General features: G+C 71.3%; 25 protein-coding genes. 12 read left to right on the top strand and 13 right to left on the bottom strand.

The annotated features are described in order from the left end of the window. Complete coding sequence (locus tag LY13_RS09495) at positions 1-1,011, top strand: 2Fe-2S iron-sulfur cluster-binding protein (protein ID WP_253827953.1); 1,011 nt, start codon at positions 1-3, stop codon at positions 1,009-1,011. A gap of 121 nt (positions 1,012-1,132) precedes the next feature. On the opposite strand, the gene LY13_RS09490 is transcribed toward LY13_RS09495, so the two are convergent. Continuing rightward, positions 1,133-1,540: an anthrone oxygenase family protein gene (locus LY13_RS09490; protein WP_253827952.1), complete on the bottom strand. Its 408-nt coding sequence runs from the start codon at positions 1,538-1,540 to the stop codon at positions 1,133-1,135. On the opposite strand from LY13_RS09490, the gene LY13_RS09485 reads away from it, so the two are divergent. Then, the gene (locus LY13_RS09485) at positions 1,502-1,921 is read left to right on the top strand and encodes a TetR-like C-terminal domain-containing protein (protein WP_253827951.1); all 420 of its coding nucleotides are present in this window, start codon (positions 1,502-1,504) and stop codon (positions 1,919-1,921) included. The genes LY13_RS09490 and LY13_RS09485 overlap by 39 nt on opposite strands. Positions 1,922-1,937: 16 nt before the next feature. On the opposite strand, the gene trhA is transcribed toward LY13_RS09485, so the two are convergent. Then, positions 1,938-2,558: a PAQR family membrane homeostasis protein TrhA gene (gene trhA, locus LY13_RS09480; RefSeq protein WP_253828068.1), complete on the bottom strand. Its 621-nt coding sequence runs from the start codon at positions 2,556-2,558 to the stop codon at positions 1,938-1,940. 209 nt (positions 2,559-2,767) lie between these two features. Here trhA and LY13_RS09475 point away from each other — a divergent pair, with 209 nt between their 5' ends. Together LY13_RS09475 and phoH2 are read left to right on the top strand one after the other, a co-directional pair. Next, complete coding sequence (locus LY13_RS09475; RefSeq protein WP_253827950.1) at positions 2,768-3,547, top strand: isoprenyl transferase; 780 nt, start codon at positions 2,768-2,770, stop codon at positions 3,545-3,547. Positions 3,548-4,096: 549 nt separating this feature from the next. After that, positions 4,097-5,491, top strand: coding sequence for an RNA 5'-3' helicase PhoH2 (gene phoH2 / locus LY13_RS09470; protein WP_372493802.1), 1,395 nt, complete (start codon positions 4,097-4,099; stop codon positions 5,489-5,491). A gap of 153 nt (positions 5,492-5,644) precedes the next feature. On the opposite strand, the gene guaB1 is transcribed toward phoH2, so the two are convergent. Beyond that, entirely contained in the window at positions 5,645-7,093 is a 1,449-nt protein-coding gene (gene guaB1, locus LY13_RS09465) for a GMP reductase (protein WP_253827949.1), read from the bottom strand. A 47-nt stretch (positions 7,094-7,140) separates the two neighbouring features. Beyond that, positions 7,141-8,184, bottom strand: a complete 1,044-nt coding sequence (locus LY13_RS09460; RefSeq protein WP_253827948.1) for a helix-turn-helix transcriptional regulator — start codon at positions 8,182-8,184, stop codon at positions 7,141-7,143. A 61-nt stretch (positions 8,185-8,245) separates the two neighbouring features. On the opposite strand from LY13_RS09460, the gene LY13_RS09455 reads away from it, so the two are divergent. From LY13_RS09455 to LY13_RS09440, 4 genes are all read left to right on the top strand, one after another. After that, entirely contained in the window at positions 8,246-8,848 is a 603-nt protein-coding gene (locus tag LY13_RS09455; RefSeq protein WP_253827947.1) for a DinB family protein, read from the top strand. Positions 8,849-8,850: 2 nt separating this feature from the next. Then, positions 8,851-9,288, top strand: a complete 438-nt coding sequence (locus LY13_RS09450; RefSeq protein WP_253827946.1) for a VOC family protein — start codon at positions 8,851-8,853, stop codon at positions 9,286-9,288. Between the two features lie 244 nt (positions 9,289-9,532). Then, the gene (locus LY13_RS09445; RefSeq protein ID WP_253827945.1) at positions 9,533-10,531 is read left to right on the top strand and encodes an acetamidase/formamidase family protein; all 999 of its coding nucleotides are present in this window, start codon (positions 9,533-9,535) and stop codon (positions 10,529-10,531) included. Positions 10,532-10,673: 142 nt separating this feature from the next. Continuing rightward, on the top strand, positions 10,674-11,435 hold the full coding sequence (locus tag LY13_RS09440) for an SDR family NAD(P)-dependent oxidoreductase (RefSeq protein ID WP_253827944.1): 762 nt from the start codon (positions 10,674-10,676) through the stop codon (positions 11,433-11,435). 9 nt (positions 11,436-11,444) lie between these two features. Here LY13_RS09440 and LY13_RS09435 read toward each other — a convergent pair whose 3' ends face one another. Next, entirely contained in the window at positions 11,445-12,920 is a 1,476-nt protein-coding gene (locus LY13_RS09435) for an ATP-dependent DNA ligase (RefSeq protein WP_253828066.1), read from the bottom strand. Continuing rightward, positions 12,821-13,903, bottom strand: a complete 1,083-nt coding sequence (locus tag LY13_RS09430) for a DMT family transporter (protein ID WP_253827943.1) — start codon at positions 13,901-13,903, stop codon at positions 12,821-12,823. Before LY13_RS09430 ends, LY13_RS09435 begins: the two co-directional genes overlap by 100 nt. A gap of 115 nt (positions 13,904-14,018) precedes the next feature. On the opposite strand from LY13_RS09430, the gene LY13_RS09425 reads away from it, so the two are divergent. Continuing rightward, the gene (locus LY13_RS09425) at positions 14,019-14,597 is read left to right on the top strand and encodes a TetR/AcrR family transcriptional regulator (protein WP_253827942.1); all 579 of its coding nucleotides are present in this window, start codon (positions 14,019-14,021) and stop codon (positions 14,595-14,597) included. A 12-nt stretch (positions 14,598-14,609) separates the two neighbouring features. Here LY13_RS09425 and LY13_RS09420 read toward each other — a convergent pair whose 3' ends face one another. Then, entirely contained in the window at positions 14,610-15,353 is a 744-nt protein-coding gene (locus LY13_RS09420; protein ID WP_253827941.1) for a TetR/AcrR family transcriptional regulator, read from the bottom strand. A 96-nt stretch (positions 15,354-15,449) separates the two neighbouring features. Between LY13_RS09420 and LY13_RS09415 the strand changes: the two genes are divergently transcribed. Further along, the gene (locus LY13_RS09415; RefSeq protein WP_253827940.1) at positions 15,450-16,466 is read left to right on the top strand and encodes an ATP-binding cassette domain-containing protein; all 1,017 of its coding nucleotides are present in this window, start codon (positions 15,450-15,452) and stop codon (positions 16,464-16,466) included. After that, positions 16,463-17,302, top strand: coding sequence for an ABC transporter permease (locus LY13_RS09410; protein ID WP_253827939.1), 840 nt, complete (start codon positions 16,463-16,465; stop codon positions 17,300-17,302). Before LY13_RS09415 ends, LY13_RS09410 begins: the two co-directional genes overlap by 4 nt. Positions 17,303-17,435: 133 nt before the next feature. On the opposite strand, the gene LY13_RS09405 is transcribed toward LY13_RS09410, so the two are convergent. After that, positions 17,436-18,833 carry a class II fumarate hydratase gene (locus LY13_RS09405; RefSeq protein ID WP_253827938.1) on the bottom strand — a complete coding sequence of 466 codons (1,398 nt, stop codon included), beginning with the start codon at positions 18,831-18,833 and terminating at the stop codon, positions 17,436-17,438. Between the two features lie 180 nt (positions 18,834-19,013). On the opposite strand from LY13_RS09405, the gene LY13_RS09400 reads away from it, so the two are divergent. Continuing rightward, positions 19,014-20,093 carry an NAD(P)/FAD-dependent oxidoreductase gene (locus tag LY13_RS09400; protein ID WP_253827937.1) on the top strand — a complete coding sequence of 360 codons (1,080 nt, stop codon included), beginning with the start codon at positions 19,014-19,016 and terminating at the stop codon, positions 20,091-20,093. A 4-nt stretch (positions 20,094-20,097) separates the two neighbouring features. Here the strand turns inward: LY13_RS09400 and LY13_RS09395 are convergent, their stop codons facing one another. The 5 genes from LY13_RS09395 to LY13_RS09375 form a co-directional block, all read right to left on the bottom strand. Then, the gene (locus LY13_RS09395; RefSeq protein ID WP_253827936.1) at positions 20,098-20,925 is read right to left on the bottom strand and encodes a S1 family peptidase; all 828 of its coding nucleotides are present in this window, start codon (positions 20,923-20,925) and stop codon (positions 20,098-20,100) included. Further along, positions 20,925-21,965, bottom strand: coding sequence for a class II fructose-bisphosphatase (gene glpX, locus LY13_RS09390; RefSeq protein WP_253827935.1), 1,041 nt, complete (start codon positions 21,963-21,965; stop codon positions 20,925-20,927). Before glpX ends, LY13_RS09395 begins: the two co-directional genes overlap by 1 nt. A gap of 118 nt (positions 21,966-22,083) precedes the next feature. Further along, positions 22,084-22,335 (bottom strand): exodeoxyribonuclease VII small subunit, encoded by a 252-nt coding sequence (locus LY13_RS09385; protein ID WP_253828065.1) that lies wholly within the window; start codon positions 22,333-22,335, stop codon positions 22,084-22,086. A gap of 151 nt (positions 22,336-22,486) precedes the next feature. Next, positions 22,487-23,749: an exodeoxyribonuclease VII large subunit gene (gene xseA, locus LY13_RS09380; RefSeq protein ID WP_253827934.1), complete on the bottom strand. Its 1,263-nt coding sequence runs from the start codon at positions 23,747-23,749 to the stop codon at positions 22,487-22,489. After that, positions 23,746-24,615, bottom strand: coding sequence for a lipid droplet-associated protein (locus LY13_RS09375; protein WP_253827933.1), 870 nt, complete (start codon positions 24,613-24,615; stop codon positions 23,746-23,748). The genes xseA and LY13_RS09375 overlap by 4 nt, the downstream gene beginning before the upstream one ends. Between the last annotated feature and the right edge of the window lie 65 nt (positions 24,616-24,680).

The following is a 24,680-nucleotide window of genomic DNA, read 5'->3' as shown; positions in this document are numbered from 1 at the left end:
ATGACGTTCGCGGTCACCGTCGGCGGGCGCAGCGTCGAGTGCGGTGAGGACCAGGCGCTGCTGGACGCCTGCCTGCGGGCGGGTGTGTGGATGCCGAACTCGTGCAACCAGGGCACCTGCGGCACGTGCAAGCTGCACGTCGTCGCGGGCGAGGTCGATCACGGCTCGTCGCCGGTGGAGACACTGTCCGACGAGGAACGCTGTGCCGGGATGGCACTGGCCTGCCAGGCACGGCCGCGTGGCGACGTCGAACTGCGCCCACAGGGCACCAGCGCGGCGCGGACGGCGAATCCCTTGCGGGACATGGTCGCCACGGTGCGGGAGGTCTCCGACATCGCCCGCGACACCCGGCGGATCCTGCTCGGGTTGAACGAGCCGCTGACGTTCGACGCGGGCCAGTACGTCGAACTGGTCGTGCCGGGCTCGGGTGAGCGCAGGCAGTACTCGCTGGCCAACACGGCCGACGAGGACAAGGTGCTCGAACTGCACGTCAAGCTCGTGCCCGGCGGTGTGGCCACCCACGGTTGGCTGTTCGACGGCCTCGCCGAGGGCGACCGGGTGGACATCTCCGGCCCGCTGGGCGATTTCCACCTGCCGCCGGAGTCCGAGGACGACGGCGGGCCGATGGTTCTCATCGGCGGCGGCACCGGCCTGGCACCGCTGGTCGGCATCGTGCGGACGGCGTTGCGCAGGCACCCGGAGCGGGAGGTCGTGCTGTACCACGGCGTTCGCGGTGAGGAGGAGCTCTACGACGGCGACCGGCTCACCGAACTGACCGAGCAGTACCCGAACGTCCGGTTCGTCCCGGTTCTGTCCCACGAGCCGGCCGACGGCTACCGGGAGGGCTTCCCGACGGACGCCTTCGTCGAGGACGTTCCCTCGGCGCGCGGCTGGACGGGCTGGCTGTGCGGCCCGCCCGCGATGGTCGAGGCCGGGGTCAAGGCGTTCAAGCGCAGGCGCATGGCGCCCCGCAACATCCACCGGGAGAAGTTCACCCCGGCGGACGCCTGACGAGCGAAGCCCGACCGTCGGCGTCGCGGGTCGGCATCGAGGGTCGGCATCGAGGTGGCGGCCCGGGGCGAGGGTCCGCGAGTGTGCCGGCGGGTCCACGTGACCCGCCGGCACACTCGCGTCACACCGCCGTCGCGGCCGCCAGTACGAGGACGAAGGCGCCGACGAGGACCGTGACGCGGACGTAGTGCAGGCGGTCCCAGCGCCGGTACACGTCGCGCCAGTCCGGCGGGTGGTCGTCGGCCGTCCACGTTGCCGTCCTGTTGTTGATCGGCACGAGCAGCGTGGCCGACATGACCACGCTGATCACCAGCAGCGCCGTGGCGATGCCTGCCGTGACGGCCGCGCTCGTGCCCCACGTCGCGATCGTGAGCGCCGCGGTGAGCAGGAGCGAGGCGACGTACCAGACCGGCATGGTGCGGCCGAGCATGCGCGCCTCGTGGGCACGACCGTCGAGGGCGGCGCCGACCGGTAGTCGCAGCAGGACGGGGTGGACGACGACGGCGACGGCGAGTTCGACACCGACCATCAGGCCGACGACGGCCGCCGTGACGACAGCGAGTACCTGGCGCAGGTGTGCAGGACCGCGGTGGGTGCGCACCGGGGGCGGCGCGCCGTCGAGGCGGTCGCCGTCGCCTACCTCGACTTCGCCGCGGCCCACCCGGCGCTGTACGAGGCGATGTTCCAGTTGCCCCTCGATGCGCGGTTCGCGCAGGAGGACGCGGAGGCCGAACTGCGCGAAGGGTTCGCCGCGCTCGCCGGCGCGATCGGCGACGACGGCGACGGCACCGTGACCGAGGTGCTGTGGGGTGCGCTGCACGGCCTCGGCCTGCTGGAACGCGCAGGCCGGCTGCGCCCGGATCATCGCGACGAGCGCATCGCCGAGCTCGCCGCGCGGTTCTGCCCGTGACGGCCCGCGGCCGGTGTCAGTACATCGAGAGCCAGATGGCGATGTAGTGGCAGATCGCGGCCAGCACAGTGCAGAGGTGGAAGAACTCGTGGTACCCGAACGTCTTGGGCCAGTAGTTCGGCCAGTGCGTCGCGTAGAAGACCGAACCGAGGGTGTACAGCGCGCCGCCGACGAGCAGCAGCACCAGCGCCGCGATGCCGCCGTCGGTGGCGAGTTCGGGCAGCACGAACACGGCCACCCAGCCGAGCGCCACGTAGATCGGCACGCCGAGCCAGCGTGGCGCCCCCGGCCACAGCATCTTCAGCGCCACGCCTGCGATCGCGCCCGTCCACACCACGGTGAGCACGATGTAGCCCGTGGGCTGCGACATCGCCAGCAGCGTGAACGGCGTGTACGTACCGGCGATGAACAGGAAGATCATCGAATGGTCGGCGCGCTTCATCCACTGGTACGCGCGCGGGCTCCAGATGTGCCGGTGATACAGCGCGCTGACACCGAACAGGCCGAGGACCGTCGCTCCGTAGATCGACGTAGCGAGCGCGGCCAGTCCCGACACCGTCGCCGCGGCCAGAGCGATGAGGGTGGCGCCGGCAGCGACGGCGCCGAAGAAACTCCAGAAGTGCAGATGGCCGCGCAGTCGTGGCCGGTCGTGGACCGACTTCTCCGGACGCTCCGTCCCGTTCTCCGGGTGCTTTGCCCGTCCCGTGTGCTCGTCGCTCACAGTGCTCACACCACCAGGTTACGAGGGCGTAGGTGCCGGGTGCACCCGTGAGGTGTGAACGTCACGTTCGGAAGTGATGACGAGCTCGCACCATGCCCACCCGGGCAGGCGTACGCTGCCTGGACGTGAGTCTTCGGTCGTTCGCCTCCAGGGTCGTGTACCGCCTCTACTCCTGGCGGTTGCAGCAGCAGTCCGGGGGAAGGCACCCCCAGCACATCGGGATCATCCTCGACGGCAACCGCAGGTGGGCCAGAGAGGCGGGTTTCACGGACGTCAACGGCGGTCACCGCGTGGGGGCGAAGCGCATCGCCGACTTCCTCGGCTGGTGCCGCGACGCGAACGTCGAGGTCGTGACGCTGTTCCTGCTCTCCACCGACAACGTGCGCAATCGTGCGAACGAGGAGGTGCAGGCTCTGCTGCAGATCATCCCGGACGTCGTCGACGAGCTGGCCGCGCCGGGCAACCCGTGGCAGCTGTCGATCGTCGGGGCGCAGGACCTGCTGCCCGCCGACGTCGCAACCCGGCTCACCGCCGCGGCCCAGCGCACCGACGGCCGCAAGGGCATGGTCGTCAACGTCGCCGTCGGTTACGGCGGCAGGCAGGAGATCGCCCACGCCGTGCGCAAGCTGCTCCGGCAGCACGCCGACGAGGGCACCTCCATCCGGGAACTCGCCAAGATTCTCGATGTCGACCATATCTCCGAACATTTGTATACTTCGGGGCAGCCGGACCCGGACCTCATCATTCGGACGTCCGGAGAACAGCGCTTGTCCGGTTTTCTGCTGTGGCAATCGGCGCACTCCGAATTCTGGTTCACCGAGGCTTACTGGCCGGCTTTTCGTCGGGTCGACTTTCTGCGCGCGCTGCGTGACTACGCGGTGCGGAATCGGCGGTACGGCGGCTGAGTCCGTCGTCTCTCCCCGGGGACCCGGGCCGGGGCGAGAGCTGCCCGGTATAGGTATTGACCTGCGGAGACGGTGGGTGCTATACGCTTGTCGATCACCGGCTCGGGGTACGGATCTTGCCCGTGGTAGGCGTTTCCTGGTATAGCGCTTCCGTCTTTGTAACGCGTGCGAAACCGTTCGTCTTTCCCAGTGACGAAAACGGCGCCGGAGCGGGGTTTCGTGACTTTCGGTGGCGGCCGCAGGGCGTGCGTGACCCGTGTCCGGCGGCGACATGACAAATCGGTGAATCACCTGGCTGGATGCCTGCGTTTATCGATCCGCGGCGGTAGTTTCGCGGGTGACGGACCACGAACCGATGTGGTTCGTCGCGGGAGGCCCTGGTCGTGGCAGTGACACAGCGAACGGCGAAGCCGTTCAAGCACACGAGGGGGCCGGCACCGGGCCCTCGTGGCCGTGCGACCTGACGTCGTCAGGTCAGCGACCAGCCAGGGCAGTGCCCGGCCCAGCGAGTGCGGGCGTGGTGCCAACGCCCCTGAGGGAGATGCCGTCGTGACTGCGCAGCGTTCGCCCCAAGATGCCTCCGGCCCCGCTACCACCGGCACCTCGGGCTTCGACCCCGACGCCGCAGGGTCCCCGGGCGAGCCCCGGACTTTCGTGCTCGACACCTCGGTACTGCTGTCCGACCCGTGGGCGATGACGAGGTTCGCCGAGCACCCGGTGGTTCTGCCGATCGTGGTGATCAACGAACTCGAAGGGAAGCGGCACCACCCCGAACTGGGCTGGTTCGCGAGGGAGGCCCTACGGCTGCTCGACGACCTGCGACGCAAGCACGGAAGGCTCGACGCCCCCGTGTCGATCGGTGAGGACGGCGGCACCCTGCACGTCGAGCTGAACCACTCGGACCCCACGGTGCTGCCGCCGGGGTTCCGCACCGAGGCCAACGACCACCGCATCCTCGCGTGTTCGCTGAACCTGTCGAAGGAGCGTGCCGGTGGCGTCACCCTGATCACCAAGGACATCCCCCTGCGGGTCAAGGCCGGCTCCGTGGGCCTGGACGCCGACGAGTACCGCGCCGAGGAGGTGACGCCGTCCGGGTGGACGGGCACCGCCGACCTCGACGTGCCGCAGGAGGCCATCGACCGGATGTTCTCGAAGGGCTCGGCCGACCTCGCCGACTTCGGCGTGCCCGACGCGGCCGAACTGCCCTGTCACACCGGCCTGCGCCTGCTGGCGGGCACGTCCAGCGCGCTCGGCAGGGTCACGCAGGACAAGCAGGTCAAGCTCGTGCGCGGGGACCGCGAGGCGTTCGGGTTGCACGGCCGGTCGGCCGAACAGCGGATCGCGCTCGACCTGTTGCTGGACCCCGACGTCGGCATCGTGTCGCTCGGCGGCCGTGCCGGCACCGGTAAGTCGGCGCTCGCGCTGTGCGCGGGGCTCGAGGCCGTGCTGGAACGGGGGATGCACCGCAAGGTCGTCGTCTTCCGGCCGGTGTACGCGGTCGGCGGCCAGGACCTCGGCTACCTGCCGGGGTCCGAGAACGAGAAGATGCAGCCCTGGGCGCAGGCGGTGTTCGACACGCTCGGCGCGCTGGTCAGCCAGGAGGTCGTGGACGAGGTGCTGGACCGCGGCATGCTCGAGGTGCTGCCGCTGACCCACATTCGTGGGCGGTCGCTGCACGACTCGTACGTGATCGTCGACGAGGCGCAGTCGCTGGAGCGGAACGTGCTGCTCACGGTGTTGTCGCGGCTCGGGTCGGCGTCGCGCGTGGTGCTCACGCACGACGTCGCGCAGCGTGACAACCTGCGGGTCGGCAGGCACGACGGCGTCTCGGCGGTGATCGAGAAGCTGAAGGGTCACCCGCTGTTCGCGCACGTGACGATGACGCGCTCGGAGCGTTCACCCATCGCCGCCCTGGTCACCGAGATGCTCGAATACCACGGCTGACCCACGCCCGCCCGTTCTCACGCCCCCAAGGGCACCATGGTTGCACTCAGCGCGACTTTTCTTCCCCTCGCTTCCACGGCCGTGCCCGCGGAGCGCGAGGGGAAGAGTGGTCGCGTTCAACGCAACCACAGTGCCCTTGGGGGGCGCTTGACGTCACCAGCCGCCGGGCAGGGGGCGGCCCTCGGCGAAGCCTGCCGCGGACTGGACGCCGACGACGGCGCGCCGGTGGAACTCCTCCAGGTTCGTCGCGCCCGCGTAGGTGCACGCCGAGCGCACGCCCGCGGTCACCGAGTCGATGAGGTCCTCGACGCCGGGTCGCGTCGGGTCCAGCGCCATCCGTGACGACGAGATGCCCTCCTCGAACAGGCTCTTGCGGGCACGCTCGTAACCGTTGTCGGTCCGCGTGCGCGCGCTCACGGCCCGCTTCGAGGCCATGCCGAACGACTCCTTGTACGGCCTGCCCTGCTCGTCGTAGCGCAGGTCGCCGGGGGATTCGTACGTGCCGGCGAACCAGGAGCCGACCATGGCCGACGACGCGCCCGCGGCCAGGGCCAGCGCGACGTCACGCGGATGGCGCACGCCGCCGTCGGCCCACACGTGCTTGCCGAGCGCACGAGCCGCCTCGGCGCATTCGCGCACGGCGGAGAACTGCGGGCGGCCGACGCCGGTGGCCATGCGGGTCGTGCACATCGCACCCGGCCCGACGCCGACCTTGACGACGTCGGCGCCGGCCTCGATGAGGTCACGCGTGCCCTGCGCCGTGACGACGTTGCCCGCGACGACGGGCACCGCCGAGTCGGCGGGCAGCACCGACCGCACGGCCTTCAGCGCCGCGATCATCTTCTCCTGGTGGCCGTGCGCCGTGTCGACGACGAGCACGTCGACACCCGCCTTCAGCAGGGCTTCGGCCTTGGCGGAGACGTCGCCGTTCACGCCGATGGCCGCGGCGATGCGCAGCTGCCCGGCGTCGTCGGCCGCGGGCGTGTAGATGCCGGCCCGCAGTGCCGACACCTGGGTGAGCACGCCCGCGAGCCTGCCGTCGGCGTCGACGCCGAGCGCGAGGCGGCCGCCGTGGTCCTGCACGCGTTCGAACACCTCGCGCGGCGGCGTGTCCATCGGGCAGACCAGCACGTTCTCGTCGATGATCTCGCCGAGGCGGGCGAAGCGGTCGACGCCGGTGCACGCCTGTTCGTCGACGATCCCGACGGGCTTGCCGTCGGAGTCGACGACCGCGACCGCGCCGTGCGCGCGCTTGCCGACGAGGTTGAGCGCGTCGGCGACGGCGTCACCGGGGGTGAGCACGAGCGGGGTGTCCCACACCGGGTGGCGGCTCTTCACCCACGCCGTGATGTCGGCGACCGCGGCCGGGTCGACGTCCTGCGGCAGCACGACCAGCCCGCCGCGCCGCGCGACCGTCTCGGCCATGCGGCGGCCTGCGACCGCGGTCATGTTCGCGACGACGAGGGGGATCGACGTGCCGGTGCCGTCCACCGTCGAGAGGTCGACGTCGAAGCGCGACTCCACCGCCGAGCGGCCCGGCGCGAGAAAGACGTCGTCGTAGGTCAGGTCGTGAGCGGGCCCGTGGCCATCGAGAAACTGCACGAGACTTCAGCGTACTGGACGCGGGGGCGGAAAGCGGGTGCGCGCCGTCACGTGTCCGCGTCGGCCGCGGTGGCCATGCCGGTGAGTCGGCGCGCGAGGCGGGCGGCGGCGTCGCGCAACTCGGGAGGTTCGAGGATCTCGCAGTCGAACGGCAGGCTGGCGATGTGCAGGGCGATCCAGTCGAGGTCGTCGCCGCCCGAGACGAGCAGGCAGCGCTCCCCGGCCTCGGCCCGCTCCCCGTTCCCGGACCGTTCCCCGGCCTCGGACTGCTCACCGACCCCGGGTTGCTCGTCGGTCTCCGGTACGACCCGAGCGGCCTGCGGCGGCACGTGCTCGGCGACCCGGTCGGCGCTCGCGTGGACGCGCACCCGGGCGGTGTGGCGGTACGGCGAGGCGGTCACCGATTCCTGCACGTAGGCGACCGGGTCCGGGTGTTCGCGCGGGTGGAACCGCCAGGTCGTCGCCGTCACGTCGGTCATGCGGTCGAGGCGGAACGTGCGCCAGTCCTCGCGGCCGGTGTCCCATGCCATGAGGTACCAGCGACGGCTGGTGGCGACCATGCGCACCGGTTCGACGGTGCGGGTTCGGGCGTCGCCGCGCACCGTCGTGTACCGGAACCGGGCGCGCACGGTGTCGCGGCACGCCCTGGCCAGGGTCAGCAGCGTGTCCGGGTCGACCTCGGCGCCCGGGGCGACGAGCGTGTCCGTGGCGGTGTGCACGGCGCGCACCTCGCCGCGCAGCCGGGGCGGCATCACCTGGTCGAGCTTGGTCAGGACCCGCAACGCCGACTCGCCGGTGCCCGCCACCGTGCCGCCGGACGCGATCCGCAGCGACACGGCGGTCGCGATCGCCTCGGCGTCGTCGAGCAGCAGTGGGGGAAGGCGGGTGCCCGCGCCGAGCTGGTACCCACCGCCGACGCCCGCCGTAGCGTGCACCGGATAGCCGAGCGCACGGAGCCGTTCGACGTCGCGGCGCACGGACCGGTTGGTGACGTCGAGCTCCGCGGCCAGTTCGCTCGCGGTCCAGACGGGCCTGCGCTGCAGCAGCTCCAGCAGGCGCAGCACCCGCTCGGTGGTCCCCTCGGCGGTCATGTCCGGATCCTGGCACACATCGCGGACCGCAACTGTCCGCATTTCGCGCGAGACTGGCCTCATGACCGAATCGACCTTCACGACCGACACTCCGCGCCGGGACACGGACGGGGAGTGGAACGCCGTCCTGCGGGATCAGCTCTCGTGGCACTGGGACAACCAGGTCCGGACACGCCTCGACGGGCTGACCGACGACGAGTACTTCTGGGAACCCGCACCGGGCGCGTGGAACGTCCGGCCACGGGGCACGAGCACGGCGCCCGTCCAAGGCGGCTCCGGCGCGATGACCATCGACTTCGCCGTTCCGCCGCCCGACCCGGAGCCGGTGACGACGATCGCCTGGCGCCTCGGGCACGTGATCGTGGGCGTGCTCGCCATGCGCAACGCGGCGCACTTCGGCCGCACCGCCACGGACTACGTCTCGTTCGAGTACGCCGAGACGGCCGATCAGGCGCTGGCGCAGCTCGACGCCGAGCACGCGACGTGGCTCGCCGGAGTCGAGGCGCTGGGAGAGGACGGCCTCGCACAGCCGTGCGGACCTGCGGAGGGGCCGTTCGCCGACAGCTCGATGGCCCGGCTGGTCCTCCACATCAACCGCGAACTCATCCACCACCTCGCCGAGGTCGCGCTCCTGCGGGACCTCTACACGCACACGGAGCGCTGACCATGGCACGGCACCTGCAGATCACCATCGACGCCGTGGACCCGGAAACTCTGGGCACGTTCTGGGCGGACGTGCTCGGCTACCGGCAGATGGACCCGCCCGGCGGGCACGCGACCTGGAACGAGGCACTCGCCGCGATGGGTGTGCCGGAGGAACGGTGGAACGACGCGAACGCGATCGTCGACCCCGACGGTGCCGGCCCGAGGATCTTCCTCCAGCGGGTTCCGGAGGAGAAGGCCGGTAAGAACCGGCTGCACATCGACGTACGCGCCGCGCCGGGGCTCGAAGGGGACCCGCGGATGGCCGCGCTGGAGGAGGAGGCGGAGCGGCTGGTCGCGCTCGGCGCGAAGCGCCTCGAACGGTTCGAGCCCGCACCGCCGCTCGGCGCCGGATGGATCGTCATGGCCGACCCGGAGGGCAACGAGTTCTGCCTGGACTGACGCCCGCACCGCGATCCCCGGACACCGCGATGCCCGGACACCGCGATGCCCGGACACCGCGGCCGCGGGTGATGTCGAGCCCGGTGGTGCGGGCCGCGGGTGCGCACCACCGGATGTCACGCCAGGGTTTCGCCGTGTTTCCGCTCGTCGCACGACCGGTGCCGGCTCTGGCCCCGGCGCGCCCGGTGCGTTAGGAAGGCAGACGGAACCTGCGCGGACGGGCGGCTCGACCGAAGGAGGCCTCGTGGACGTCGTCGACTACACCCCGACCCCGGAGCAGTACGCGTGGACGTTCGGGGGTGTCGCGCCGTCGCACCGGATCAAGCCCGGAACGCTGCTGCGGCTGTGGACCGACGACGCGTTCTGCGGCCGGCTGCGCGATGTCACGGACCTGCCCAGCGCGTCGCTGAACATGCCGTACGTGAATCCGCAGACCGGCCCGTTCCACGTGGAGGGCGCCGAGCCGGGGGACACGTTGGCGCTGCACATCGTGGACCTGACGCCGGCGCGGGGCTGGGGCGCGTCGACGACCATTCCGCTGTTCGGCGGGCTGACCGGCACCGACCGTACGGCGCTGTTGCAGGAGCCGCTGCCCGAGCAGACGTGGATCTACGAGGTCAACAGCGACCGCGGCACGGTGGAGTTCGCCGCGCAGTCGACGGACCTGACGCTCGAACTGCCGATCGCCCCGATGCTCGGCACCGTCGGCGTGGCACCCGCCGCGGGGGAGGCGCGCTCGTCGCTGGTGCCGGACGTCTTCGGCGGAAACATGGACACGCCCGAGATGAAGCCCGGCGTGACGTGCTATCTCGGGGTCAATGTGGACGGAGCGCTGTTCTCCGTCGGCGACGGCCACTACCGGCAGGGCGAAGGCGAATCCTGTGGCACGGCCGTCGAAGGCGCCATGAACGTCACGCTGCTGGTGGACCTGATCAAGGGCGGCGGCCCGGCGTGGCCGCGCATCGAGTCGGACGAGTACCTCACCGTGATCGGGTCGAGCAGGCCGCTCGAAGACGCGTGGCGGGCGAGTCAGGTCGACATGATCCGGTGGCTCGGCGAGTTGTACGGCCTCGACGCCATGGACGGCTATCAACTCGTCACGCAGATCAGCGAGTCGCCGCTGGCGAACGTGTGCGACGCCAACTACAGCGCAGCCACGAAGCTCGCGAAGACCCTGCTGCCCGCCGCCGACCCCTACGACGCGATGCACCGCAGCCTGCGGGATCGGGCCGCGGCGCTGTGACTCCCGGTGACGCCGTGATTTCTGGCGGCGCTGTGTTTGCCGGTGACGCCGTGATTTCCGGTGACGCCGTGAGGGCCGGTGGAGCTGTGAGGACCGGTGGAGCTGTGAGGACGGCCCACCCCGACGATACGGAGGACGACCCATGGACCTGGGACTCGGCGGACTGAAGGCGCTCGTCACCGGCGGCACCAAGGGTATCGGTGCCGCGACCGTGCGCACGCTCGCCGACGAGGGCGCGGCCGTGTCGCTGTGCGCACGCACGGAGTCCGATGTGGACGCCATGGTGGGCGAGCTGCGCGAGGCGGGGCACACCGCGACCGGCAGTGCTGTCGACGTCGGCGACGGCGACAGCATCGGCAGGTGGGTCGACTCGAGCGCGCAGGAGCTCGGCGGCGTGGACATCGTGGTGGCGAACGTCAGCGCGCTCGCCATCCCGGACTCGGAGGAGAACTGGAACACGAGCTTCCAGGTCGACATGATGCACACGGTGCGGACCGTGAACGCCGCCATGCCGCACCTGGAACGCAGCAGCGCCGGCTCGATCGTCACGATCTCGAGCGTGTCCGGACGCGAGGTGGACTTCGCCGCGGGCCCGTACGGCACGTTCAAGGCCGCGATCGTGCACTACACGCAGGGTCTGGCGCACCAGCTGGCCGGCAAGCCGATCCGCGCCAACAGCGTCTCGCCGGGGAACACGTACTTCCCCGGCGGTATCTGGGCGAGCAACGAGGAGAACAACCCCGAGCTGTTCCAGTACGCCTTGTCGCTGAACCCCACGGGCCGCATGGGCACGCCCGAGGAAGTGGCGAAGGCCGTGGCGTTCCTGGCCAGTCCCGCGGCGAGTTTCGTCACCGGCACCAACCTCGTCGTCGACGGCGCGCTCACCCGCGGCGTGCAGCTCTGACAGATACGGTCAGCTGCGGAGCATCGCCGTGACCGCGTCGATCGTGTCGGCGTCGGCGGCCTCCTTGTCCGGCCGGTACCGCAACACCCGCGCGAACCGCAGCGCGACGCCGCCGGGGTAGCGCGTGCTCGTCTGCACCCCGTCGAGCTCGATCTCCACCACCAGTTCCGGTCGCAGGTGGACGGTCCAGCCGTCGCTGCCGCGTTGCAGCTCGGGGAAACGGCGGGTCTGCCACTCCAGGAGTTCGTCGGTGAGGCCCTTGAACGTCTTGCCGACCATGATCGGTTCACCGCCGTCCGGGTCGCGCGCGCCGAGGTGCAGATTGGACAGATAGCCGGTGCGCCTGCCGTGGCCCCACTCCGCGGCCAGTACGACCAGGTCCAGGGTGTGTGACGGTTTGACCTTCAGCCACGCGCGACCGCGCCTGCCCGCGGCGTACGGCGTGTCCGGGTCCTTCACCATCACGCCCTCGTGCCCCGCGTCGAGCGAGGACTCCAGCAGCGCCGCCGGGTCGGCCGGCGCGACCTCGCCGGGAATGACGTGCTCGCCCGCGGCCCGGTGCAGTGCGTGCCGGCGTTCCCGCAACGGCGCGTCCAGCAGGTCGGTTCCGTCGAGGTGCAGGCAGTCGAAGAAGTACGGCCGCAGCAACAGTTCCCTGACCTGCTCCTCCCGCGTGCTGCCGAAACGGGACATCGTCTCCTGGAACGGCCGTGGTCTGCCGTCGTCGGTCAGTGCGAGCGTTTCGCCGTCGAGCACCACCGACGTGCACGGCAGGCCGCGCACCAGGTCGGCGAGCTCGGTGACGTGCCGCGTGACCTCACGCAGCGTTCGGGTGTAGACGTGCACCTCGTCGCCGTCGCGGTGCACCTGAATCCGTGCACCGTCCAGTTTGTACTCCACGATCGGCTCGGCGATGCCGGCGACGGCCTGGTCGAGCGACTCCGCGGGCGAGGCCAGCATGGGCCGGACCGGACGACCGAGTTCGAGCCGGAACGCCAGCAGGGCCTCCCGTCCGCCGGTGGCGGCCGCCGCGGCCGTCTCGGCCAGGCCGCCCGACAGCATCACCGCACGGCGCACCAGGTCGCCGGGGACGCCGGTGGCCGCGGCGATCGCCTCGATCATGACGCCTTCCAGCGCTCCCTGCCGCAGTTCCCCGGTGAGCAGGCGCAGCAGGAAGTCCTGCTCAGCGGAGGTGGCGCGGCCCAGCAGGCTCGACAGCAGCTCGCGGCGACGGGCCGCCGACCCGCCGCCGCTCGTCGCGGCCACCTCGCCGAGGAGGGTGTCGACCTCGGCCACGGTCAGGGTCGGTGTCTCCGCCGGACGGCCGAGCAGGTCACGCAGCGTTCGCCACCCGACACCGATGCGGCCCTGCGTCGGTGCGCCGGTCAGGAACGCGACCGTGGGCGCGAGCTCGCCCGCTTGCGCGCGGCCCAGGACGTCCGCCAGGATCGCGGTCTTGGCCTTGCGTGATCGCGTGGCGGCCAGTTCGCCGGAGGCGCGGACGACGTCGCCGAGGCGCAGGCCGACGGGTTCGGCGGGCCCGGGTTCGCGGTGGTCGGAGTCGCGGTGCATGGCTCCATCGTCGCGCGCGAGGCCGACAGCTCGCGTGGTGAACGCAGCGCGAGCAGCACGGCACCGAAGCACACCACGAGTCCCGCCAGGCCCTCGACGGTCACCGGTTCCCCGAACATCAGCAGCGCGGCGAGCATCGTCGTCGGCGGGGTGAGGTACAGCAGGGTCGACACGCGGCGCACCGAGCCGCGCCGGGCCACGGCCCAGTAGAACCCGTATCCCCCGAATGTCGACAAGACGACCAGCCAGGTGATCGCGAACCAGAAGTCGCCCGACATCGGTGGCGCGACGTCGCCGGTGAACACAGCGACCGGCAGGAACACGAGAGTGGAGAGCGCGGCCTGGATCAACAGCGACTCGGGGAGCGGGAGCGCCGAGGGGAGTCTGCGCTGCGCGAACGTGCCCGCCACGAGACTGAGCATCGCCAGCAACGGCAGCGTGTACGCGAGGGCGGGCGCACTGCCCGCGAGGTCGCCCGACACGACGAGCGCGACGCCGCCGAGGCCGAGGACCAGGCCGAGCCACTGGGTCGCCGACGTGTGCTCACCGAGCAGCGGTCCCGACAGTGCCGCGGCGACGATCGGCTGCAGCGCCGCGATCAGTGCCGCCGTGCCCGCGGGAACGCCCAGCTCGGCCGACCACACGACGCCGGACAGGTAGCCGACCTGCGTCAGCAGCCCGAGCAGCCCGTGCACGCCGAGCTCCCGCAGCGGGATGCGCCGTCGCCGGAAGGTCAGCCACCACAGTCCCAGCAGGGCGGTGACCGCCGCGAACCGCCAGGCCAACAGCGTCGCGCTGCTCACGAGCGCGGTCCCCATGGTCGCGCCGATGAAACCGGAGCTCCACAGCAGTACGAATCCCACTGCGAGTCCGGCGTCGGTGCGTGACGTCCCCACGAATCCTCCCCTGGTCGACCCGAGGGTCGAACTAAACTGACCGGTATACTTACCACTACTAGACAGGTCTGTTTACCGTCAAGGTCGCCGGGGCGGGGTGGGATAGGATCGGGGGATGACCGAGCAGCCGGTGATGACACCCGCGGCCGAGCGGGTGCTCGAGGTCGTGGAGAAGCTCTTCTACGACAACGGAATCCACGCCGTCGGCGTCGACATGATCGCCGCCGAGGCGGGGGTCACGAAGAAGACGCTCTACGACAGGTTCGGCTCGAAGGACGCCATCGTCCGGCTGTACCTCGAACGCCGGGACGCCCGGTGGCGCGAACACGTGACCGCGGTCGTCGAGCAGCCTGGTAGGTTCTCCCCTCGGCGGCGTGTGCTCCTGATGTTCGACGCCCTGGAATCGTGGATGGCCGCGGAGAATCCGCGCGGCTGCGCGTTCGTCAACGCGCTGGCCGAGCTGCCCGACCCGGACCACCCCGCGCGCCCGGCGATCGCGAGCGAGAAGCAGTGGGTGCTGGACTACCTGCGGCAGCTCGTGCGCGAGACCGGCGCCCGCAATCCGCGGAAGGTCGCGGCGTCCCTGTTCATGCTGTTCGAGGGCGCCGCGGTGGCGGCCTCGTTCGACGTCGTCGCCGGTGCGGTGGCGGGTGCCAGGGACGCGGCCCGGCAGCTGCTCGACGCCGCGCTCTGACGCACGCCGGCGTCAGCTGAGGCGTGCCTGCACGCCGTCGAGGATCACTTCGAGGCCGAACGTGAACACGTGCTCCGGGTTGGTGGCGGCCTGGAACTCCGCGCCGACCGCGGCGCCGACCCGGCCGGACACCGGCAGCTCCTGGTCCTTCATGACCTGATCCAGCACGGGTGAGACCGTGTCCCACCACTCGACGTCGGACATGCCCGCGTTGTCCCGCAGGTGCTGGGCGTGACTGCGCGCCGAATCGGTGACGTGGCCGAGGATCAGCGTGAGCACGCTGTCCATCTCCACGTCCGACAGTCCGATGCCGTCGAGGGGACGCAGTTCGGCCTCGTACTTACGCACGACGCCCGGTCCCAGGTCCGGCCGCGGGGTGCGCACGTCCAGCAGCCACGGATGTCGTTCGTACAGCTCCCAGTTGCGGCGTGCGACCAGTCGCATCGCCTCGCGCCAGTCGCCCGCGTCGGCAGGTGTGGTGACGTCGTCGTAGAGCTCGCCGTACGCCGCGTCCGTCATCAACGCAGTGAGGTCCTCCTTGCCGGGGACGTAGCCGTACAGCGACATCGCGCCCACGCCCAGATGCTCGGCGACCTTCCGCATGGACACCGCGGCCAGTCCGTGAGTGTCGGCGAGCTCGGTACCCGCCTCGACGATCGCGGGCACCGTCAGCCCCGAGCGGCCGGGTTTCGGGTGGTGTCCCCACAGCAGGTAGATGCTCCGCGTCAGGTCGGCGAGCGCGGTGCCCTTGGCCACGTCGGTTCCTTCCGGCAGGCGGTTTCCTCCGCGGCGAATCTACCGTACGGTGTTACGTACGCTGTACGGTAAGCCGTACGAAAAGGGAGGGGACGAATGTCGGATCAGCTGCGCACGTTCGCCGTCGAGGCGGCCGGTGTGCGCAAGACGTATCCCGGCGCCGGTGCCCCGGCGCTGGACGGGTTCGATCTCACGGTCGGCCGCGGGACCGTGCACGGCCTGCTGGGTCACAACGGGGCGGGCAAGACGACCGCGATCCGGGTCATGACGACACTGCTGGCCTGCGACTCCGGAAGCGTGCGCGTCGCCGGGCGGGACGTCCGCACCGACGGTCGCGGCGTGCGGGCCCGGATCGGTCTGGTCGGCCAGTACGCCGCTGTCGACGAGGACCTCACCGGCAGGCAGAACCTCGTGATGTTCGGCAGGCTCGGCAGGCTGTCGCGTACCGGAGCGGCACACCGTGCCGACGAGTTGCTCGAACGGTTCGGCCTCACCGACGCCGCGGGCAAACGGCTCGCCACCTACTCGGGCGGCATGCGCCGCAAGCTGGATCTCGCCGCGGCGCTGCTGGTCGCGCCCGAGGTGCTGTTCGTCGACGAGCCCACGACCGGCCTCGACCCTGCGGCCCGGCGGGACGTCTGGGACGCCGTGCGGAACCTCGCGTCCCGCGGCACGACGGTGCTGCTGACCACCCAGTACCTGGAGGAGGCCGACCGGTTGGCGGATCACATCTCGCTCGTCGCCCGCGGCAGGGTGGTCGCCGAGGGCACTCCGGCGGTACTCAAGGCGCGCGTCGGCGACGACCGGCTCGAACTGACCCCCGAGGTTCGCGCCGACGCCGACCGTGTCCCCGGTCTCGTGCGCCCGTTCGCCAGCGCCGAGGCCCACGTCGCCGACGGCTGTGTGAGCGTGCCCGTCACCGACCGCGGCCGGGCGTTGACGAACGTCGTCGGCGCGGTGCGGGAGGCCGGTGTCGACCTCGCCGACGTCGCGATCCGCACACCCACGCTCGACGACGCGTTCCTCGAACTGACCGGTTCCGTGGCGGAAGAGCCCGGCACGGGAGACACCGGCACGGAACGGTCCGATGTGGAAGGAACGGTGCCGGCATGACGACTCCGACGACGACCTCGACGACTCCGCGGACGCCGGCCCCGGCCGTGGGAGGACTGCGACAGGGGCTGGCCGACGTCGCGACGATGACGGTGCGGGAACTGCAACACTGGCGGAACCGGCCTGGTGTCGTCGTGTTCGGCTGGCTGTTCCCGGTGCTCGTGTTCGCGATGTTCGTCGGACTCCTCGGCGGAGCGCTGGGCCGGTCCGGTAGCGGATCCTATGTGGACTTCGTGATGCCCGGCATGCTCGCGGTGACGATGTTCTTCGGCCTGGAGTCCACGATGTCGGCCGTGTCCCTCGACGCGTCGCGGGGTGTCACGGAACGGTTCCGGTCGCTGCCGGTGTCCGGTGCGGCCGTGCTCACCGGCCGGTGCGCGGCCGACCTGCTGAACTCCGTGGTCGGACTGGCCGTGGTCGCCGTGGCCGGGTTGCTGTTCGGGTGGCGGCCCGACGCGGGCCTTGCCGCGTGGGCGGCCGTGGTGGGCCTGCTGGTGCTGCTGCGGGTGGCGATGCTGTGGCTCGGCATGTTCGTCGGCCTGCGGGTGCGCAGCCAGGAGGCGGTGAACGCGGTGCAGGTGGCCGTGTGGCCGCTGCTGATGCTGTCCGGCGTGTTCGTCGACACGGCCACGATGCCGCGGTGGCTCGGCGTGGTCGCCGAGGCGAATCCGCTCACCGGCACCACGACGGCCGTGCGGGACCTGCTCGGTGCTCCCGGCGTGGGCGACTCGTGGGTCGTCGGCGCCGCACCGTGGCTCGCCGTCGGGTGGCCGGTCCTGCTGACGGCGGTCTTCCTGCCGCTGGCGGTGCGCACCTGGCGACGCCTGCGCCGCTGACGCATCGGACGCTGAGCTCCCGGCGCTGAGGTACCCGGCGCTGAGCTTCCGGCACTGAGCTACCCGGCGCCGACGTACCCGGCACCGTTGTAGCCGTGGGGCCACCGCCGTGCGCGGCGGCCCCACGGGGTCCTCATTTCCCGCCGCGTGCCATGCCGAGCACGTCGAGGGCGTCGTCGAGCTGGGCCTCGGTGAGTTTGCCCTGCTCGATGTAGCCGCGCTCGACGACGACCTCCCGGATCGTCTTCAGCTCCTTGAGGGCCTGCTTGGCCACGGCCGCGGCCTCCTCGTAACCGATGTAGGCGTTGAGCGGCGTCACGATCGACGGCGAGCCCTCGGCGTAGGCCTGGGTGCGCTCGGTGTTGACGGTCAGGCCCGCGAACACCTTGTCGGCCAGCAGCCGCGACACGGCCGACAGCAGCCGCGCCGACTCCAGCACGTTGCGTGCGATCACGGGCAGGTTCACGTTCAGCTGGAAGTTGCCCTGCGACCCGGCGAACGCGACGGCCGCGTCGTTGCCGATCACCTGTGCCACGACCTGGAGCGTCGCCTCCGGGATGACCGGGTTGACCTTGCCCGGCATGATCGACGAGCCCGGCTGCAGATCGGGCAGCGCCAGTTCGGACAGTCCCGTGCGCGGCCCGGAACCGAGCCACCGCAGGTCGTTGGCGATCTTGTTCAGCGACACCGCCACCGTGCGCAGGTGCCCGGAGGTCTCGACCACGCCGTCCTGCGAGGCCTGCGCCTCGAAGTGGTTGCGCGCCTCGGCGAGCGGCAGGTCGGTCACCTTGGCGAGTTCGTCGGCGACGGCCGAGCCGAACCCGGCGGGCGCGTTGAGTCCGGAGCCGACCGCCGTGCCGCCGATGGGGAGCTCGCCCAGCCTCGGCAGTCCGCTGCGCAGGCGTTCGATGCCGAACCGCACCTGCGACGCCCACGCGCCCGCCTCCTGGCCGAGCGTGATCGGGACGGCGTCCATCAGGTGCGTGCGCCCCGACTTCACGACCTCGGCCCACTCCGCGGCCCGCTGCTCGATCGTCGTCGCCAGGTGCTCCAGCGCCGGGACGACGTCGGTGAGCACGGCCTCGGTCGCGGCGACGTGGATGGTCGTGGGGAACGTGTCGTTGGACGACTGCGAGGCGTTGACGTGGTCGTTCGGGTGCACGTCCCGACCCAGCGCCCGGGAGGCGAGGGTGGCGATGACCTCGTTGGCGTTCATGTTCGACGACGTACCCGAGCCGGTCTGGAACACGTCGATGGGGAAGTGGTCGTCGTGGCGCCCCTCGGCGACCTCGTCGGCCGCGCTCGCGATGGCCGCGGCCACCTCGGCGTCGAGCACGCCCAGGCGCGCGTTCACCCGGGCACAGGCCGCCTTGAGGAGCCCGAGCGCCCGGATCTGGGCGCGTTCCAGGCCCGCGCCGGAGATCGGGAAGTTCTCCACCGCCCGCTGTGTCTGTGCGCGGTACAGGGCGTCGGCCGGAACCTTGACCTCGCCCATCGTGTCGTGTTCGATCCGGAATTCCTGCTCTGCCATGTCCCCAGTCTGCTCCCGCTGCCGCCCGATGCGCCGGGTGTCGTGCGGCACGTCGCCGAGACAGGCGGCGGGACGGGTGCCTACGGCGGTGCCGGGTGTCGCGGCGATCACATCACCGGCGTCACGGCATTACGATCAAGAGTGCGCCTACTCATCGACGGCGGAAAGGGCGGTGCGCCCATGGCCGAACCAACGGAGACCACCGAGACGACGGGCTTCACGGAAACGGGGCCCACCGGGACGACGGTTCCCACCGGGGCGGCCGAGCTCGCCGATGTCGACGTGCTCATCGTCGGCGCGGGACCGACGGGCCTGTTCGCGGCCTACTACGCGGGGTTCCGCGGGTTGTCGGCGGCGATCGTCGACTCGCTTCCCGAGGCGGGCGGCCAGGTCACAGCCATGTACCCGGAGAAGATGATCTACGACGTGGCCGGGTTCCCCGGGGTGCGCGGACGCGACCTCGTGAAAGGACTCGTCGAACAGGCGAACCAGTGGAACCCGCGGTACCTGCTCGGTCGCAAGGCCCACGCGCTCGACGACGACGGCGAGCGGCTCACGATGACACTCGACGGCGAGGCCGGCGGGGAGACCGTGCGCGCCAAGGCGGTGCTGATCACCGCGGGTATCGGCGAGTTCACGCCCCGGCCGCTGCCCGCGGGCGACGGCTGGCTCGGCAGGGGAATGGTGCACTTCGTGCCCGCGCTCGACGAGCACGCGGGCAAGGACGTCGTGGTCGTCGGCGGCGGCGATTCGGCGTTCGACTGGGTGCTGGCGCTGCACCCGGTCGCCCGCAGCGTGACGCTCGTGCACCGCAGGGCCAAGTTCCGGGCGGCCGAGTCGATCATCCGCGAGGCACGGGAGGCCGGCATCAGGATCATCACCGACGCCGAGGTCGCCGAACTGCGCGGCGACGCCGACGGCACGCTCGCCGAGGTGGCACTGGAGATCAAGGACCCGGACACCAAGGAGACGCGGCCGGAGGTGCTGCCCGCCCAGACCGTCGTGGCCGCACTCGGCTTCACCGCCGACCTCGGGCCGATCGAGGACTGGGGCCTGGAGATCCACCAGCGTTCGATCACCGTGGACTCGACCATGGCGACGGCGCGTCCGAGGATCTACGCCGCGGGCGACGTCGCCGCCTACCCCGGCAAGGTCAAGCTCATCGCGACGGGATTCGGCGAGGCCGCCACGGCGATCAACAACATCGCCGTCGAACTCGACCCGTCGGCCCGGCTGTTCCCGGGCCATTCCAGCGGGTGAGCGGTCAGCGCGTCATCGTCTCGTCGATCCACGGCGCGTAGGCCGTGGCGGAGGTGTAGATCGACGGGGACGTGCCGCAGACGGGTTCGTTGTTGCCTGCTCGGCTCGACATGCCGACGAGGCGCCACCTCTCGCCCGCGCGCACGAGCTGCGGTCCGCCCGAGTCGCCGTAGCACGCACCCGCACCGTCGGGATTCCCTGTGCACACCTCGGAGGCCGCATCGAACCCGGCGCCGCACCGCTGACCGTCGACGACCTGCGTGTCGACCTGCTGCAGCGTCACAGGAGCCTCGCCGCAGCCGTTCTCCGGGCACGTCTGGCCCCAGCCGAGCAGCCGCGTCGGCGTTCCGGGTTCGGTCGGTGCAGGACCCTCGGGTGCGGCATCGTCGGCAGCCGCGTCGGCACCCGCGATCGCGACCGGCTGCTGCGACACGGGAGCGCTCAGCCGGACGAGCGCGACGTCGCCGGTCGAACCCGGGTACTGGTACGTCGGGTGGACGACGACCTCCGCGGCCTCGGCGACCTCGCCACCTTGCGTCCGGTCGGTGCTGCCGATCCGGGCCGTCAACGCGGCGGGGTCCTGAGCCTCGCCGCCTGCTCCCTGAACGCAGTGGGCCGCGGTGACCAGCCACTCCGGTCGCAGCAGCGCTGCGCCACACACGTGCTCGCCGCCGTCCTGCAGCGACGCCATGAACGGGTACGTCTCACCCGCGGGCGTACCGCCGACCAGATCCGGCTGCACCGCCGCGGACGCCGTGGGCGCCACGACGGTCGCCAGGCAGGCCGCGACGGCCGAGACGACGGTGGCGAAGCGAGAGAGCCCGCCCCGCATCAGGGAATCGGCGGGACGGCCGAACCGGTGTCGCCGTCGAAGTCGACCGTCGAGAACGTGCGCAACTTGTTCAGCCGGTGGTAGCCGTCGATCAGCCGCACGGTGCCGGACTTCGAGCGCATGACGATCGACTCCGTCGTCGCGCCGCCCGCGCGGTAGTGCACGCCGCGCAGCAGGTCGCCGTCGGTGATGCCGGTCGCGCAGAAGAACACGTTGTCGCCGCGCACGAGGTCGTCCGTGGTCAGTACCCGGTCGAGGTCGTGGCCCGCGTCGATCGCCTGCTGCCGCTCCTCGTCGTCCTTCGGCCACAGCTTGCCCTGCAGCTCGCCGCCGAGGCACTTGAGCGCCGCCGCGGCGATGATGCCTTCCGGAGTGCCGCCGATGCCGAGCAACATGTCGACACCCGAGTTGGACCGGGCGGTCGCGATCGCACCCGCGACGTCACCGTCGCTGATGAAACGGATGCGCGCACCCGCCTCGCGGACCTCCTTGACCATCGTCTCGTGCCGCGGGCGGTCCAGGATGCACACCGTGACGTCGGAGACGCTGCTCTGCTTGGCCTTCGCGACACGGCGGATGTTCTCCGCGATGGACGCCTCGATGTCGATCACCCCCGCGCCCTCGGGGCCGACGGCGATCTTCTCCATGTAGAACACCGCCGACGGGTCGAACATCGCGCCCCGCTCGGCCACGGCCAGCACGGCCAGCGCGTTCGGCATGCCCTTGCTCATCAGCGTCGTACCGTCGATCGGGTCCACGGCGACGTCGCACTGCGGCCCGTCGCCGTTGCCGACCTCCTCGCCGTTGAACAGCATGGGCGCCTCGTCCTTCTCGCCCTCGCCGATCACGACCACACCGGACATCGACACGGTCCCGATGAGCTGGCGCATCGCGTCGACCGCCGCGCCGTCGCCACCGATCTTGTCGCCCTTGCCGACCCAACGGCCCGCCGCCATCGCCGCGGCCTCGGTCACCCGGACGAGCTCCATGGCGAGGTTGCGATCGGGCGTCTCGCCCCGTCTCGGCGTGCTGGTGGTCATGCTGCCTCCCGAGGTGGGTGTCGCGTCGGTACGCGCTCGAGGAAAGATCGGCGCGGCTGACTGCTTACAGTCTGCGCGATGCTCCGTTCATGGAGTTGTCGCGGACGTCACGGCGGTGTCACTCCCGCGAGTCACCGTTCGATCCGCCTGCGGTGTCGCCCGCGCCGGCGTCGGAATCGTCTTCAACGGTAGCCAGCGCGGCCTCGATACGCTCGCGGGCACCCGCGAGGTGCGTCTCGCACAGCTGCGCCAGTTTCTCGCCCCGCTCCCACAACGCCAGCGACTGCTCGAGCGACAAGCCGCCCGCCTCGAGCTCGCGCACCACCTCGACCAGCTGGTCGCGGGCCTGTTCGTAGCCCAGACCCGACAGGTCGTCGGGCGCGCCGTTCCCCGGGGCGCTGTTCTCGGGGGCGCTGTCGGGGGTGTCGCCACCGGATTCGCTCACGTCGCGGTTCGCCTCACGTCTCGGATGCGTGCCTGCCGGACACCGTGCCTCCGTCGAGACCGGGTCCGGGCGCACACTATCGCGTGGTCGCCGAGATCGCGCCGTCGGTGACTCGCACCCGCAGCTCCGTGCCCTCGGACACCTCGTCGACGGACCGCAGCACCTTCGGCTCGCCGTCGGCGTCGACGTACTGCACCACGGCGTAGCCGCGTTCGAGCGTCGCCGACGGGCCGAGCGCCGTCAGCCTGGCCCGCGCGGCCGTCAGGGCGCTCTGCTCGTGCGTCAGCGTGGTCATGACGGCCCTGCGGGTGCGTTCGACGTGCAGCTGGACGTCCGCCTCCCTGCGTTCCACCGGGCCGAGCGGGTCGGCCAGGCAGGGACGGCTGCGCAGCTGATCGAGCTGCCTGCGCTGACCGTCCACCCAGCCGTGCAGGGCCCGTCGCGCACGGTCACGCAGCTGGTGCACCCGAGCGGTCTCCTCGCCGACGTCGGGCACGATCGTCTTCGCCGCGCCGGTCGGCGTCGAACAGCGCACGTCCGCGACGTTGTCCAGCAACGGCGAGTCCGGTTCGTGGCCGATCGCGCTGACGACCGGCGTGCCCGCCGCCGCGACCGCCCGGCACAGCGTCTCGTCCGAGAACGGCAGCAGATCCTCGACGCTGCCGCCGCCGCGGGCGATCACGATGACGTCGACCTCGGGGTTCGCGTCGAGGTCCGACAGGGCCTGCACCACCTGCGGTACGGCCTTCGCGCCCTGCACCGCCGTGTTGACGACGTGGAACTTCACCGCGGGCCAGCGGTTCTGCGCGTTGGCCAGCACGTCGTGCTCCGCCGCCGAGGCGCGGCCCGTGATCAGGCCGATGCCGCGCGGGAGGAAGGGCAACCGGCGCTTCCGTTCCCCCGCGAACAGGCCCTCGGCGGCGAGGAGCTTGCGGAGCCGTTCGATCCGCGCGAGCAGTTCGCCGATGCCGACCGCGCGGATCTCGCTCGCCCGCAGGCTCAGCGTGCCGCGGCCCAGCCAGAACGACGGGCGCGCGTGCACGACCACGCTCGCGCCCTCGCGCAGCGGCGGGTCGATCGACCGCAGCATGCGCTGCTGGCAGGTCACCGACATCGACACGTCGGCCGCCGGATCCCGCAACGTCAGGAACGCCGTTTGCGTGCCGGGACGCGCCGAGATCTGCGTGATCTGCCCTTCGACCCACACCGACCCGAGGCGGTGGATCCAGTCGGCGATCTTCCGTGCGACCGTGCGGACCGGCCACGGGTTGTCGGACGTCGACGGCTGCGCGCCCGCGTTCTGCGAACCGTCCTGGGTGCCCTGTGCGTCCGTGCTCACGACGTGGTGGTCTCGCCGCTCGTGGGGTCCGCCCCGCCGTCGGCCGTGTCGTCACCCGTCGCGGCGTCGGCGCTCTCGGTGGTGGCGCTGCTGCCGGTGGTGGCGCTGCCGGTGGCGTCGGACTCGGCCTGCACGTTGGCGATCCGGCGGCTCAGCATGCCCGTGAACGACGGCCGGTTCTCGTTGCCGCGTTCGTACTCGAGGATCTGCTCCAGTTCGGCGGAGGAGAACGACCGCAGCCGCGAACGCAGTTCGGGCAGGCTGAGGTCGTCGTAGTCGCTCACTCCTGCGGGCCCCGACGATGTCGAGGCCCGGGCGGGCGTGCTGCCGGAGGTCTTCCCGCCGGTGGTCGCCGCCGACCCTCCGGTGTCGCCGTGACCTGGCGAGGCGGCGGAGGCCGCGTCCCCGGTGCCGGTGCCGGTGCTGGTGTCGGTGTCGCCGTCGGTCGGGTCCGTGCCGGCCGTGTCGACGGGGCCGCCGGTCGCCGCGATGTGGGTGTCGGCGGCGTCGAACTCCCCGTCCTCGTGGTCCTCGCCCAGCGCCTGCGATTCGGCGTCCCACGGGTCGTCGAACGTGGCCGCCGATCCCGGGACGTCGGACTCGGCCCACGCGGCCGCAGGGTCGTCGTCCTCGTCGAACGTCGCCCAGTTGGGCTCGTCCTCCACTCCGCGGAACGCCGCGAGCGCGTCGTCACCCTTGATCGCGAGCTCGGTGACGTGCTGCTGCACCCGCATCGAGGTCTGCAGCACCTGGCTCGCGACCGTCACCGGAAGTTCTGTCAGGTGTTTCGGCAGGTCACGAACCGTGTCGGCGGTCGAAGCGGCGAGGCCGGCCGCGACCCGCACCGGGAACGGGAAATGCTTCATGCGCCAAGACTGCCGCACCGGGCTCCGCCTGCCCAGCCCCACCCCGCTCCCGGCCGGGCCGACAC

Source organism: Prauserella aidingensis (assembly GCF_024171865.1).
In the GTDB taxonomy this organism is placed as follows: domain Bacteria; phylum Actinomycetota; class Actinomycetes; order Mycobacteriales; family Pseudonocardiaceae; genus Prauserella; species Prauserella aidingensis.
The sequence above is the reverse complement of the archived record's forward strand: the minus strand, read 5'-3'. Positions and strand labels throughout refer to the sequence as shown.

Coding starts and splice junctions, on each gene's coding strand:
- LY13_RS09495 (WP_253827953.1), top strand. CDS start 1: ATGACGTTCGCGGTCACCGTCGGCGGGCGCAGCGTCGAGTGCGGTGAG.
- LY13_RS09490 (WP_253827952.1), bottom strand. CDS start 1,540: ATGGTCGGTGTCGAACTCGCCGTCGCCGTCGTCGTCCACCCCGTCCTG.
- LY13_RS09460 (WP_253827948.1), bottom strand. CDS start 8,184: ATGACCGCCGAGGGGACCACCGAGCGGGTGCTGCGCCTGCTGGAGCTG.
- LY13_RS09455 (WP_253827947.1), top strand. CDS start 8,246: ATGACCGAATCGACCTTCACGACCGACACTCCGCGCCGGGACACGGAC.
- LY13_RS09450 (WP_253827946.1), top strand. CDS start 8,851: ATGGCACGGCACCTGCAGATCACCATCGACGCCGTGGACCCGGAAACT.
- LY13_RS09440 (WP_253827944.1), top strand. CDS start 10,674: ATGGACCTGGGACTCGGCGGACTGAAGGCGCTCGTCACCGGCGGCACC.
- LY13_RS09425 (WP_253827942.1), top strand. CDS start 14,019: ATGACCGAGCAGCCGGTGATGACACCCGCGGCCGAGCGGGTGCTCGAG.
- LY13_RS09415 (WP_253827940.1), top strand. CDS start 15,450: ATGTCGGATCAGCTGCGCACGTTCGCCGTCGAGGCGGCCGGTGTGCGC.
- LY13_RS09410 (WP_253827939.1), top strand. CDS start 16,463: ATGACGACTCCGACGACGACCTCGACGACTCCGCGGACGCCGGCCCCG.
- LY13_RS09405 (WP_253827938.1), bottom strand. CDS start 18,833: ATGGCAGAGCAGGAATTCCGGATCGAACACGACACGATGGGCGAGGTC.
- LY13_RS09400 (WP_253827937.1), top strand. CDS start 19,014: ATGGCCGAACCAACGGAGACCACCGAGACGACGGGCTTCACGGAAACG.
- LY13_RS09395 (WP_253827936.1), bottom strand. CDS start 20,925: ATGCGGGGCGGGCTCTCTCGCTTCGCCACCGTCGTCTCGGCCGTCGCG.
- glpX (WP_253827935.1), bottom strand. CDS start 21,965: ATGACCACCAGCACGCCGAGACGGGGCGAGACGCCCGATCGCAACCTC.
- LY13_RS09375 (WP_253827933.1), bottom strand. CDS start 24,615: ATGAAGCATTTCCCGTTCCCGGTGCGGGTCGCGGCCGGCCTCGCCGCT.